12 protein-coding genes are annotated in these 13,704 nt (G+C 47.9%); 4 read left to right on the top strand and 8 right to left on the bottom strand.

What is annotated here, in order from left to right:
- Positions 1–59: 59 nt before the first annotated feature.
- From acpP to yceD, 7 genes are all read right to left on the bottom strand, one after another.
- Complete coding sequence (acpP, locus tag R3289_RS02125) at positions 60–296, bottom strand: acyl carrier protein (RefSeq protein WP_107253049.1); 237 nt, start codon at positions 294–296, stop codon at positions 60–62.
- 159 nt (positions 297–455) lie between these two features.
- Positions 456–1,190, bottom strand: coding sequence for a 3-oxoacyl-ACP reductase FabG (fabG, locus tag R3289_RS02130; protein ID WP_318923728.1), 735 nt, complete (start codon positions 1,188–1,190; stop codon positions 456–458).
- 12 nt (positions 1,191–1,202) lie between these two features.
- Positions 1,203–2,138: an ACP S-malonyltransferase gene (gene fabD, locus R3289_RS02135; protein WP_318923729.1), complete on the bottom strand. Its 936-nt coding sequence runs from the start codon at positions 2,136–2,138 to the stop codon at positions 1,203–1,205.
- Positions 2,139–2,163: 25 nt separating this feature from the next.
- A complete protein-coding gene (locus tag R3289_RS02140) occupies positions 2,164–3,120 on the bottom strand; it encodes a beta-ketoacyl-ACP synthase III (protein WP_318923731.1) in 957 nt (318 codons plus the stop codon).
- A gap of 5 nt (positions 3,121–3,125) precedes the next feature.
- Complete coding sequence (gene plsX, locus R3289_RS02145) at positions 3,126–4,151, bottom strand: phosphate acyltransferase PlsX (protein ID WP_318923733.1); 1,026 nt, start codon at positions 4,149–4,151, stop codon at positions 3,126–3,128.
- Between the two features lie 9 nt (positions 4,152–4,160).
- On the bottom strand, positions 4,161–4,331 hold the full coding sequence (gene rpmF, locus R3289_RS02150) for a 50S ribosomal protein L32 (protein WP_006231206.1): 171 nt from the start codon (positions 4,329–4,331) through the stop codon (positions 4,161–4,163).
- A 24-nt stretch (positions 4,332–4,355) separates the two neighbouring features.
- Positions 4,356–4,868 carry a 23S rRNA accumulation protein YceD gene (yceD, locus tag R3289_RS02155; protein WP_318923756.1) on the bottom strand — a complete coding sequence of 171 codons (513 nt, stop codon included), beginning with the start codon at positions 4,866–4,868 and terminating at the stop codon, positions 4,356–4,358.
- 422 nt (positions 4,869–5,290) lie between these two features.
- On the opposite strand from yceD, the gene R3289_RS02160 reads away from it, so the two are divergent.
- Positions 5,291–5,872 (top strand): nucleoside triphosphate pyrophosphatase, encoded by a 582-nt coding sequence (locus tag R3289_RS02160; protein ID WP_318923758.1) that lies wholly within the window; start codon positions 5,291–5,293, stop codon positions 5,870–5,872.
- Between the two features lie 64 nt (positions 5,873–5,936).
- On the opposite strand, the gene rluC is transcribed toward R3289_RS02160, so the two are convergent.
- Positions 5,937–6,881, bottom strand: a complete 945-nt coding sequence (gene rluC / locus R3289_RS02165) for a 23S rRNA pseudouridine(955/2504/2580) synthase RluC (RefSeq protein WP_318923760.1) — start codon at positions 6,879–6,881, stop codon at positions 5,937–5,939.
- A gap of 439 nt (positions 6,882–7,320) precedes the next feature.
- Between rluC and rne the strand changes: the two genes are divergently transcribed.
- The 3 genes from rne (at position 7,321) to cobT (ending at position 13,674) form a co-directional block, all read left to right on the top strand.
- On the top strand, positions 7,321–10,551 hold the full coding sequence (rne, locus tag R3289_RS02170; RefSeq protein ID WP_318923761.1) for a ribonuclease E: 3,231 nt from the start codon (positions 7,321–7,323) through the stop codon (positions 10,549–10,551).
- 292 nt (positions 10,552–10,843) lie between these two features.
- Entirely contained in the window at positions 10,844–12,403 is a 1,560-nt protein-coding gene (locus R3289_RS02175; protein WP_318923763.1) for a SulP family inorganic anion transporter, read from the top strand.
- Positions 12,404–12,645: 242 nt separating this feature from the next.
- Entirely contained in the window at positions 12,646–13,674 is a 1,029-nt protein-coding gene (cobT, locus tag R3289_RS02180; RefSeq protein ID WP_318923765.1) for a nicotinate-nucleotide--dimethylbenzimidazole phosphoribosyltransferase, read from the top strand.
- Positions 13,675–13,704: the final 30 nt, after the last annotated feature.

The following is a 13,704-nucleotide window of genomic DNA, read 5'->3' on the forward strand; positions in this document are numbered from 1 at the left end:
GGTTAACAGATTTAAAAAAAAATCAGGCGGTCATGGTGACCGCCTGGGGGGTGTTCTTATTACTCAGAAGCGCTGTTTACGTAGTCGATTGCAGCTTGAACTGTAGTAATTTTCTCAGCTTCTTCGTCAGGAATCTCAGTATCGAATTCTTCTTCAAGAGCCATTACTAGTTCAACTGTATCTAGTGAATCAGCACCTAGATCGTCAACGAAAGAAGCTTCGTTTTTAACTTCTGCTTCGTCTACGCCTAGTTGCTCAATGATGATTTTTCTTACGCGATCTTCGATGTTGCTCATACTAATATATTTCCTTAAAACAAGAATTCGCTAATGCGATTTGCTGTAGTTTATTCATTACGGCAAAAGTTGCAAGACTCTCATTGCTGGTCAAACCACGATTTTGCCTTAAAACATGGTGAGTTTGACTTGCGTCATCAAGTATTGCAACTTTTTTGATTAAATCATGTACATGCCACCGTTAACATGCAGTGTTTCACCGGTTACATAAGCAGCATCTTCAGACGCCAAGAACGCGACTGCTGCTGCAATTTCACGCGGATCACCCAGGCGACCAGCTGGTACGTTAGCTAGTGTAGCAGCCCGCTGCTCATCATTCAGGGCTTTTGTCATATCCGTTTCGATAAAACCAGGCGCAACCGCATTCACTGTAATACCACGCGATGCGACTTCGCGCGCCATCGACTTGGTGAAACCAATCAGGCCGGCTTTCGCTGCTGCGTAGTTCGTCTGTCCTGCATTGCCCATGGTACCCACCACAGAGCCAATGCTGATAATACGACCGTGACGCTTTTTCATCATCGCACGCAGCACCGCTTTAGACAGGCGGAAAACAGATGTCAGGTTAGTATCAATGATATCTTGCCATTCGTCATCTTTCATACGCATAAGCAGATTGTCACGGGTAATACCGGCATTATTAACCAAAATATCAATATCGCCAAACTGTTCTTTAATCTGTTTTAGCGTATCAGCAATAGATTCAGGTGACGTGACGTTCAGGGCTAGGCCTTTACCGTTATCACCCAAATATACGCTGATGGCTTCTGCGCCACTCTCAGATGTTGCGGTACCAATAACGGTAGCGCCTCGCTCAACCAAAATTTCAGCGATCGCACGGCCGATACCGCGGCTAGCACCCGTTACCAGAGCAACTTTACCTTGCAGGCTCATTGTTATTCCTCTTTAGCTAATACTTAACTTAGCGGCTTCTAAATTAGCCGGATCATTGACAGCGGCACCGCTAAGTGCGCGATTAATACGTTTTGTAAGGCCCGTCAAGACTTTGCCGGGACCCATTTCAAATAGTTGTTCTATGCCTTCGCCAGCCATACGCTCGACAGATTCAGTCCAGCGAACCGGACCGTATAACTGCTTAACCAGTGCCAGCTTAATGGCTTCAGGAGCGGTCTCGGTCTGCACATCTGCATTGTTAATGACAGGAATAGACGGCATATTAAATTGAATGCTTTCTAACGCCACTGCCAGTTTCTCTGCCGCAGGCTTCATCAGCTCACAATGAGAAGGTACAGAAACCGGTAAAGGAAGTGCGCGCTTTGCGCCTGCTTCTTTACATAATACATTGGCACGCTCTACGGCTTCTTTATTACCGGCAATAACCACTTGGCCCGGAGAGTTAAAGTTAACCGGAGAAACAACCTGATCTTGCGCGGCTTCTGCACATGCTTTCGCAATAGCATCATTGTCCAGACCAATAATGGCCGACATTGCGCCGACACCTGCTGGTACGGCTTCCTGCATTAGCTGACCACGAAGTTCAACAAGCTTAACCGCTTCTTTGAAGTCGATAACGCCCGCACACACCAGTGCCGAATATTCGCCCAGGCTATGGCCTGCCAGTACTGCTGGCTGCTCACCGCCTTGTTCTTGCCATACACGCCAGATAGCAACAGAAGCAGTCAATAGCGCAGGCTGAGTACGGTGAGTCTGATTCAGATCTTCCGCGGGGCCGTTTTGAACCAATGCCCACAGGTCATAACCAAGAGCTTCAGATGCTTCAGCAAAAGTTTGCTTAACAACATCAAATTGCTCTGCCAGCTCAGCCAACATGCCGACCGCCTGAGAGCCCTGCCCAGGAAAAACAATCGCGAACTTAGACATTCGAGGATCCTTAATTTTTATTTTGTTAAAACTTAACTAATGCCGAGCCCCAGGTGAAACCGCCACCAAAAGCTTCCAGCAACAAGATCTGGCCACGCTGAATACGGCCATCACGCACCGCTTCATCAAGTGCCGTCGGTACCGTTGCTGCTGAAGTATTACCATGGCGGTCAAGGGTGACAACCACCTGATCCATGGACATAGACAGTTTTTTGGCTGTGGCCGAAATAATCCGCAAATTGGCTTGATGAGGGACTAACCAATCAAGCTCTGACTTATCCATATCATTAGCGGCTAACGTATTTTTCACTAAATTTGACAGCTGAGTAACGGCGACTTTAAACACTTCATTACCGGCCATATAGAGCCATTGGTCATCACTAAAGGGCTGCCCGTGTTCAGGCGTTGCCAGGCTTAGCAGGCCACCAAAATGACCATCAGCATGCAAGTGGGTCGAAATAATACCCGGCTCTTCACTCGCGCCCACAACCACAGCACCAGCAGCATCGCCAAACAGTATGATCGTTGCACGATCTTCCGGATCGCATTTATGTGACAGAGCATCAGCACCGATCACCAGCACATTTTTTGCCATCCCGGTCTTGATGTGCTGATCCGCAATGCTTAACGCATAAACAAAACCAGAACACGCGGCCGCAATATCGAATGCAGGGCAGCCCTTGATATCTAACATGCCCTGAACCTGACAGGCAGCAGACGGGAAAGAATGGCTGGCACTGGTCGTCGCGACAATAATAAGATCAATTTCTTCTTTATCAATACCCGCCATTTCGATAGCGTTTAAAGAAGCTTGATACCCCATTACGGCAACGGTTTCATCCGCCGCAGCAATACGCCGTTCACGAATCCCGGTACGAGCAACAATCCATTCGTCGCTGGTCTCGACCATCTGTTCTAAGTCGGCGTTAGAACGCACTTGGGCTGGCAGGTAGCTGCCTGTACCTAAAATTTTGCTATACATGAAGACTAATATGGCCTCTCGAGTAATACTTCTTCCAAACGGTCACTAATTTTTGTCGGTATTTGCCGCTTGATCTCGTGTACCGCTTCGCCAATGGCATTTGCGAAAGCGGAAATATCAGCACTTCCGTGGCTTTTGACCACAATACCGCGCAATCCTAACAGACTTGCACCATTGTACTGGTCGGGGTTCAACTGTTTGAGGCTAACAAATAGGTCACGAAACAACCATTTAGCCACTAAACGTTTAATTGGGTTGCTGGTGACGGCTTGCTTAAAACTATTGATAAATAAATTAGCAACGCCTTCACTGGTTTTCAGGCTGACATTGCCAACAAAACCATCACAGACAATTACATCCGCTTTTCCTGCGTATAATTGGTCACCTTCAATGTAGCCTATATAGTGGATATCTGGCGAGCTACTGAGCATTTCGGCACAGCGCTTAACCAGATCATTCCCTTTTATCTCTTCTTCACCGATATTGAGCAGCGCCACCCGGGGTTTCGACGGTAAACATTGCTCGGCGAGCACCGAGCCCATTACCGCAAATTGAAACAGAGTATCAGCATCGCAGGAGACATTTGCGCCAAGATCGAGCAACCAGGTCTTGTGCTGACTTTGAGTTGGGATAGCTGTCACTAATGCAGGCCGCTCAACGCCAGGCAACTGCTTTAGAGTATAGCGAGACAGCGCCATTAAAGCCCCGGTATTACCGGCACTGACACAGGCATCGGCATGGCCTTCTGCTACTGAGTCTAAGGCCATGCGCATGGAAGTACCTTGGCTACGGCGTAATGCTTGTGACGGACGAGTATCATTGGCGATAGTCTTTTCGCTATGAATAACGGTGATTCGAGGGTTGCCAGGTTGATTCAGGAGAGATAGCTGAGATGTGATCGCACTTTGATCACCATAGAGAATAATTTTTAGCTCCGGGTATTGTAACAGTGCCTGCACGGCGGCAGGCACTATTACATGAGGACCGAAATCCCCACCCATTGCATCAAGTGCAACGGTTAGACCAGTCAAGGCTCAACCTTATTTGTTGATAACCTTGCGGCCACGGTAGAAACCGTCAGCAGTCACATGGTGACGTAGGTGGGTTTCACCGCTTGCTGAATCTACCGATACAGCTGCAGTTGTTAGTGCATCGTGTGAACGACGCATACCACGTGCTGCACGTGATTTTTTGCTCTTTTGTACGGCCATTAACCCTACTCCTTAAATAAACGCTTAACTTCGATTTTTCAATACTGCAAACGGATTCGGACGCTCATCAGCAATGGGGATCTCACCAAAAGTCATGTTTCCGCTGGCTTTACAGTCAGCTTCATCATGCATAGCGACTTGAGGCAACTCTAGAATCAACTCATCTTCGATGATTTGAAGCAGATTGATCTCACCATTTTCGTCGACTTCAGCCGGCTCATAAGCTTCCGGAAACTCGTCTTCTTCCTCAGGTTTGAGGAGCGGACTATAACAGAATTCCACACTAAGAGTGTGATTGAACCCTTCCTGGCATCGCTGACAGGTCAACACCACTTCAACATCTGCACGACCGTGCAGAAATGCGAGGTGACGTCGGTCAAAGTCAAATGACAAGGTGACGTTTGCATCACTTACTACGCTCTGAGTGGATTCAGCCAGACGTGTCAGTAACTCGGCTTTGATGATGCCATCAAAATCAAGCATTTTCTGAGCAGCGCGGACCGGATCGACCGTTAGCGGCAATTTTACCTTTTGCATAGGGCGCGAATATTAGCCTTCTAATTTGTTTGAGTCAAAGGAAATGTGTACGAATTAACAGCTTTTAGCCATTTCATCTGCCTGCCTTAAACACGTCGAGGTTTAAGATCCACCTTCCCATCGGTTGAACGGTTATTTACCAGTGACTCAACCACTTGCTTCCTTTATCTGAAGCGGATAAATAACCGACAAATACAGTTCAAAAATCACTCGGCACGGTAGCCGTAGCGCTATTTGTACCCAGTTGCATCACAGCTTTTCTAAACCCTGATCCTATCTTTCTCTCTCTGGAGCAATACCAGCGTATGAGTGCCCTGCTCTGATCACAAAGACCGTGACAAGATCACGGATAAAGTGAAAAACTCGCATCTCTTATCTGGGCTGGTTAGACTATTGTGACCATCCACTAATCAGATACCACCATGACTCAACCTTTGCTACTTGCATCAACCTCCCCATTCAGAAAAGCGCTACTGGAAAAATTCCAGTATCCATTCGAAACCACCAGCCCGGAGATCGATGAAAGTGCGCTTGACGGAGAATCTGCAGAAGATCTGGTTAAAAGATTAGCAGAGCAAAAAGCGAAAGCCTGTGAAAACAATTTTCCCGATCATCTAATTATTGGCTCAGATCAGGTCTGTGTCATCAACGATCGTATTATTGGTAAACCCCACACCGTTGAAAACGCATGCCAGCAGCTCAAAGCCGCTAGCGGACAAACGGTCACCTTCTACACCGGTTTATGTCTGTATAATGCCAAAACAAAACAAAGCGACATACTTTGTGAACCTTTCCATGTTCACTTCAGAGAGCTGTCTGAACAAGAAATTCGGCACTATGTCGAGCGTGAGATGCCATTAAACTGCGCCGGCAGCTTTAAGAGTGAAGGGTTAGGTATCGCGCTATTTAGCAAGCTCGATGGCCGTGACCCTAACACCCTCGTCGGCTTACCATTGATCGCACTGCGTGAACAGCTTGCCAAACAAGGCGTTGATATCCTATAGCGGCAAGTAATGAGAGACGAGTAACCTATCTATGAGCTTACAGATCTCGTTACTCGTCTCTCAACTACTGCTGACGCAATTTTTCAATGGCTCGATTTAACGTCGTATCCATAGGGGCACTGATATCGACCAGTTCTTCCGTCTGCGGGTGCGTAAACTTAATATTCGCCGCATGCAGAAACAGGCGCCCCAGGCCAACTTTTTTCGTATAAGCATCAAAACGCGGATCACCATAGCGGTCATCCCAGGCTATAGGGTGGCCGGCATACTGGCAATGAACTCGAATTTGATGCGTGCGTCCGGTGACCGGGCTAGCCTGTACTAACGTCGCCTGCTCAAAGCGCTCTAATACTTTAAACCGAGTATCGGACGCTTTACCGTTAGGATTAACGCGGACAATACTGTTCACTTCATTTTTCAATAAAGGTGCGGTTACCTTTTTGCAGCTGGCTTTCCATTCACCCATCACCAATGCGAAATAATACTTCTGCACCGTTTTATTGCGGAACTGCTCTTGCAGCCTGCGCAACGCCGAACGTTTTTTGGCGATCAGTAAGATGCCAGAGGTATCACGGTCGATGCGGTGAACCAGTTCCAGGAACCTAGCATCCGGGCGCAATGCACGCAGCGCTTCAATGGCACCGAACTTTAGCCCGCTACCACCATGAACAGCCGTTCCGGAGGGTTTGTTCAGGATCAGCATATGATCATCTTCATAGATGATACATGATTCCAGTTCAGCCACTTTGGTCAGCTTGGTACTGACAGGTGCTTGATTTTCCGGCTCCGGCACAAAAACCGGCGGTACTCGAACCAGATCACCGTCTTGTAACTTATATTCAGGTTTTATGCGTTTTTTGTTTACTCGCACCTCACCTTTGCGCACAATGCGATAAATCATACTTTTTGGAACGTTTTTAAGCCGAGCGCGGAGAAAGTTATCGATCCGCTGGCCAGCAAAGTCATCGGATATCTCGATGAATTGCACTTTTGGTTTATCTTCTTTCATAGGTTTTGATTGTATCATGCATGCAAAGCAGATTGCCGCAAAAAAGTCACCCTGCTATCATTGCGTACAGAGTAGGGAAATATGCCTACTTTAATAACAAGGTGAGCAAAAGCCCACCTGAATGACTATTTCTTATGCAGCTCTAGTGATATACGCAGCACACGGCGTAAGACGTTATGGTCGCTAGAGCCATTATTAGCGTGTCAGATTATAGATTTTTTATTGGTGTGATAGATACAACCGCGTCGATGCGGTGATACCAGCGATATATTTCAGATCTAACCATCTCGATACCGTTGGATGATAAGTGTTGCCAGAAGCACTCCTGAATTTCCAGCCGTGAGGCTGCACTCGTACATAAGACTTGGAGTCCGGCACCACCGATAAAGTATTTTTAATTAGCTCGCTAAAACAACGACAATAAAACGAGTACAATATAATGAAAAGAATGTTGATTAACGCGACTCAGAAGGAAGAGTTGCGCGTCGCATTAGTTGATGGGCAGAAGCTTTTCGATCTTGATATCGAAAGCCCTGGCCACGAATCTAAAAAAGCAAATATTTATAAAGGCCGTATCACCCGCATCGAACCAAGCCTGGAAGCTGCGTTTGTTGACTATGGTGCTGAACGTCACGGTTTTCTTCCTCTTAAAGAGGTTGCTCGCGATTACTTCCCAGCTAACTACTCTTATCAGGGCCGTCCTAACATCAAGGAAGTGCTGAAAGAAGGTCAGGAAGTTATCGTTCAGGTAGACAAAGAAGAACGTGGCAATAAGGGCGCGGCTCTCACTACGTTTATCTCATTGGCCGGAAGTTATCTTGTTCTGATGCCGAATAACCCTCGTGCAGGCGGTATTTCTCGTCGTATCGAAGGTGAAGAGCGTACCCAACTTAAAGCGGCACTCAGTACGCTGGAACTGCCAAATGGTATGGGCTTAATCGTTCGTACTGCGGGTGTGGGCAAATCGGGTGAAGAGCTTGAGTGGGACCTGAATGTTCTGCTTAATCACTGGAGTGCTGTTAAAGAAGCCGCAGCCTCAAACCCTGCACCTTTCCTGATCCATCAGGAAAGTAATGTCATTGCTCGTGCAATTCGCGATTACCTACGTCGTGATATCGGTGAAATTCTTATCGATAGCCCGAAAATCTTCGATCGTGCACGTGATCACATTAAGCTTATTCGTCCTGATTTCCTCTCTCGAGTAAAACAGTACGAAGGTGAAGTACCGCTATTTAGCCACTACCAGATTGAAAGCCAGATTGAATCTGCGTTCCAGCGTAATGTTCATCTGCCATCTGGCGGCTCCATTGTTATCGATCCGACAGAAGCTTTAACATCTATCGATATCAACTCAGCGCGTGCGACTAAAGGCAGTGATATTGAAGAAACTGCACTGCAAACCAACCTTGAAGCCGCAGATGAAATTGCGCGTCAACTTCGTTTGCGTGATTTAGGCGGCCTTGTTGTTATCGACTTTATCGATATGACGCCGGTTCGTAATCAGCGTGAAGTTGAGAATCGTCTGCGTGAAGCAGTACGTATGGACCGTGCACGCGTGCAAATTGGTCGCATTTCTCGCTTCGGTCTGCTTGAAATGTCACGCCAGCGTTTAAGCCCGTCACTGGCTGAAGCAAGCCACCATGTGTGTCCACGCTGTACCGGTACCGGTGTTGTGCGTGATAACGAATCACTGTCATTGTCTATCCTTCGCCTGATCGAAGAAGAGGCGCTGAAAGACAACAGTGCGCAGGTTTTGGCCATTGTTCCGGTAGCCGTTGCTTCATACCTGTTGAACGAAAAACGTCGATCGGTCCAACATATTGAGAAGTATCACAAAGTTCGTGTTGTGATCGTACCTAATTCGGATATGGAAACACCTCACTTTGAAGTGATGCGTGTACGCGAAGGGGATGAGAAAGATACACTTTCTTACCACATTCCGAAAATTATCGATGAACTGAAAGAAGCTGAAGCAGCAGAATCGCCACAGCAAGAGCGTATTGCTAAAAAGCGCGAAGAGCCTGTACTGCAAGGGTTTGCTGCTCCCAAAAAACCTGCGCCAATGGCTAAAAAGCCTCAAGCACCGGCTAAAGTTGAAATTGAAACAGAGCAGAAACCAGGCCTGTTCAGTCGCCTTTTCTCTGCATTAACTGATCTTTTCTCTGGTCAGGCTGAAGCGGAGCCAGAGAAGAACGCAACAGAAGAAAAAGACGACCGTAGCCGCCGCGATGGCCAGCGCGATGGCCGCCGCGATGGCCGCCGTGATAACCGCCGTGATAGCCGCCGCGATAGCCGCCGTGATGGCGATGATTCACGTAAGAATCGTAACCGTCAGGAAGCTGACGGGGAGCAACGTCAACAACGTCGTCGCCAGGAAAAACCGAAGCAAGATCAGCAACCGCAAGCGGAGAAACCAACGAAGCAACGTCCTCCGCGTGAGGAAGCGAAGCGTCAGCCACGTAAAGACGAAACAAAACCTCAGAAGCCGCGTCATCAGGAAGAACAACAAGTTAAAGTTGAAAAGCCTGTCCTCGACGAGCCACGTGTTACTGAGCAGGAAAAAGTCGCGACAGTGAAACAACGCCGTCAGCGTCGTCAGCTGCGTAAAAAAGTACGCATCACAAATGATGTCGACAATGCACCAGTACAAACCCCGGCCACTCAGCCAGAAATTGTGGAAGAGAATACAGTCGCTTCTCCTTTGCAAGAAATGGGCACGGCTGTTGCCAAAGAAGCATTAGCTCAAGATGTTCAGGTTGATAACGACCAGCAAGAACAGAACAACGAGCAGGAAGGTGGTCAGCGCCGTAATCGACGTTCTCCGCGTCATCTACGTGCCAGCGGTCAACGCCGTCGTCGTATGCGTGATACCAAAGTTGAAAAAACCGACCTTGTTGATCAGGCCGTTACTGATGCTGTAGGCCATGCTGTTGAAGAAGCTTCAGATACATTAAACAACTTGGAACACGTTGTTTCAATTGTTGAAAAGCCAAAATCATCCCGCCCTGTTTCAGGTGTCGCCTCACCGGAAATGGCAATGGGTAAAGTTTGGTCTCGTGCAGCTAAACCTGTTGTTGAAGCCGTTCAACCAACAGCTGACGTTGCTGAAGCAGCACCTCTTACTGAGGCACCGGTTGTTGAAACCGCACCAGTTGCTGAAGCTGTAACCGCTGAAATCGTTGATACGAAAGAAACGGTTCATACAACTTTAGGTGGCGTTGCAATGCCTGAGCTGGCAATGGGTAAAGCGTTCCCGCTTCGTCCTGCTGCCAAGACGCAGGTTACAGACGCGAACACAATGGAAGCTAAAGCAACCGCAGAGCCGGTCGCTGAAAGCGTTCAACCAGCGATCTCTGCGGCGCCTGTTGCCGAAGAGAAAGAGGCTGAATCTGCAGAGCCTGTTGTTGCAACCAAGGCCCCTGCCGCTGAAGCTCCGGTTGTAAAACCTGTAACAGTGAAAGCTACGCAGGCAGCTGTAACATCAACAGCCCCTCGTGGACGCCATACCACATCTCCGATGGTTAAAGCGCCGGCACCTGCAGAAAGTGGGGAGTCGACAGTTGTTGCCTCTGCTCCTCTGCGCGAAGTACGATCTAAAATTCGTCAGGCTGGCAGTAAAACGGCCACGAGTACAGCGACGGCACCGATGACGAAGCCTTCGCAAGACTAAGTAGCATAAACCGAAAAAGCCATGCTTAATGCATGGCTTTTTTTTCCCTTAAATTCAGCGACGCTGATAATCATCATTTTTCACCCTTAATCCAATTCACATCAAACTTTGATGCTAATTTTGACATTTCTGTAAACTAATTTAGTATGAAAGTTGAACCAAATCACATATTTCTGTAGGATTCGCGTCTTTCAATGCTCAGTAATACCAACCGTATTAAATAACTGAACATTCAGCGCAGTTACTTAATGTGATTGATCTCATCAACCCGACTGATATAAAACTTATTATAATGTTTGAATTTCCTCAATTTTCACACCACTCTATAAAAAATGACATACTCTCGGGTTTGACCGTTGCGTTAGCCCTGATCCCTGAAGCCGTTGCCTTTGCCTTTGTGGCAGGTGTTGACCCAATGGTTGGCCTGTATGCCGCTTTCATTGTCGGTATCATCACAGCTATTTTAGGTGGTCGCCCAGGTATGATTTCTGGTGCAACAGGCGCTATGGCTGTTGTAATGGTCAGCCTCGTCGCTGAACATGGTGTTCAGTACCTGTTTGCCGCCGTTATGCTGGCGGGCCTGTTTCAAATTCTTGCTGGCGTTTTCAAACTCGGTAAATTCATCCGCATGGTGCCACACCCTGTGATGATCGGCTTTGTTAACGGTCTTGCCATCGTTATATTCCTTGCTCAATTGGGCCAGTTCAAAGTACCTGATGCAACAGGTGCACTCGAGTGGATGCAGGGCTCTCAGCTGTACATCATGTTAGGGCTTGTTGCCCTGACAATGTTCATCATCCATTTTTTGCCAAAGCTCACCACAGCAGTACCTTCTTCCCTTGTGGCCATTATTACCGTTACTGTGCTTGTAAACGTTCTTGGGCTTGATTCCCGTACCGTTATCGACTTCGTTCGGGCGATGAGCGGTGATGTTAATGCCACCCTGGCTGGCACACTGCCAAGCTTTGCATTACCGGAAGTCGGTTTCAATATGGAAACCCTGCGTATTATCCTTCCTTATTCATTAATCCTTGCTGCTGTGGGTTTAATTGAATCGCTACTGACTCTGACCGTTATTGATGAAATGACAGGAACTCGCGGCAAGGGTAACCGTGAATGTGTCGGTCAGGGTGTTGCCAATGTGACCTGTTCAGTCTTCGGCGCCATGGGTGGTTGTGCGATGATTGGACAGTCTATGATCAACATTAACTCTGGTGGTCGCGGTCGTCTGTCTGGCATCTCTGGTGCGGTTGGCTTGTTGTGTTTCATTCTTTTCGGTTCGGCGCTGATTGAGATGATCCCGCTGGCAGCACTGGTTGGTGTTATGTTCATGGTCGTGATCGGTACCTTTGAGTGGGCAAGCTTTAAGATGGCCCGTAAAGTACCGAAGCATGACTTCTTCACGATCATTCTGGTAACTTGTGTCACTGTTGCCGCCGACCTTGCCGCTGCGGTTATCGTGGGTGTTATCTATTCTGCACTGGTCTTCGCATGGGATCACGCTAAGCATGTTTACGCGGCTACGCATACTGACGAGAAAGGCACTAAGATCTACGAAGTAAATGGACCGATTTTCTTTGGTTCGGTGTCTCACTTCCAAGAACTGTTCGACGCGAAAAATGACCCTAAAGCTGTCATCATTGATTTTGCTAAATCGCGCGTCGCTGATCATTCCGCGATTGAAGCCATTGATACCATCGCTGAACGTTATGCCAGCCAGGGTAAAACATTGCATATCCGTCATTTAAGCCCAGAGTGCCGTAGCTTACTGAAAAAAGCCGGTAATCTGGTTGAAGTGAATATGCTGGAAGATCCAACCTATAAAGTTGCAACAGATACCTTAGGCGGTTAATACCCTGCCGGTTTGGTTTCAAGCTGACAACATAGAAACGCCCGCGATTGCGGGCGTTTCTATATTCAGGAAGAATCGGTTATTAAAGCCCTCCTGTATCCATTCGGTTAACCCTTCTGCCACTTTTTTAATGTAACTGCTAGCAAGCTGATTATTACGAATATTTTCATTGCTTTGTGCCCTTCTCTCCCGCAAAATTTCTCTCGCAGTACCACCTATACCTGCCCAAGGAGAGCGGTTCCATGTTTACCATCACCCGACCAGACACCATGCTTTCAGCACAGATCCAGGATAAAATTGACAATAAAACCAAGCCATTAGGTTCTCTAGGGCAGTTAGAAACCGTTGCGATGCAGCTAGCGCTCATTCAGCAGACTGAAACAATTTCGGTCGACCAGCCTCACCTGCTGGTTTTTGCTGGCGATCATGGAATTGCCCGGCATGGCCTGAGCATCGCGCCAAGCGAAGTCACGGGACAGATGGTCGCTAACTTTCTTGCCGGAGGTGCAGCCATCAACTGCTTCTGCCGAACCAATAATATGGTATTAAAAGTCATTGATGCCGGAATTAAGGTTGAACCCGAAGATCATCACAACCTGATCAAACACCGTCTGGGCCATGGTACCGCTGATTTCAGCCAGCAACCTGCAATGCCCGTCGATACTGCACTGCAAGGCATACAGTACGGTGCAGATGTCGTTGATGCACTTTATCAGCAAGGCTGTAATTTGGTTGGCTTTGGTGAGATGGGGATCGGCAATACCAGCAGTGCGTCGGCAATTATGGCAGCTTTGCTCTGTATTCCTGCCGATGAATGCGTCGGCCGCGGTACCGGGATCGATAATCAGCAGCTGCAGCGTAAAGTTGATCTGATCACTCAGGCTCTCGACCTGCACCAAGACCGCTTTAATGATCCGTTGCATATACTTGCAAGCATCGGTGGATTCGAAATTGCTCAAATTGTCGGCGGTATGTTGAAAGCGGCCGAAAATAAAATGGTGGTACTCGTCGATGGATTTATTTCAACCGCTGCGGCAATGATTGCTGTCAGTATGCATCCCGAAGCGAACGCTTATTTCATTTACTGTCATTGCTCTGAAGAGTCTGGCCACCAGCGTATGCTGCAGCACCTTGAAGCGACCCCACTATTAAACCTGGGGCTACGCCTGGGCGAGGGAACCGGTGCAGCCCTGGCACTGCCAATTATCGAATCAGCCTGTACTTTCTATAACGAAATGGCCAGCTTCACCGATGCAGGAGTCACGGTGTGAGCCAGCAAAACACTGAACAGCACGCGCCAT

Origin of the sequence: Photobacterium sp., assembly GCF_033720175.1 — a bacterium.
In the GTDB taxonomy this organism is placed as follows: Bacteria; Pseudomonadota; Gammaproteobacteria; order Enterobacterales; family Vibrionaceae; genus Photobacterium.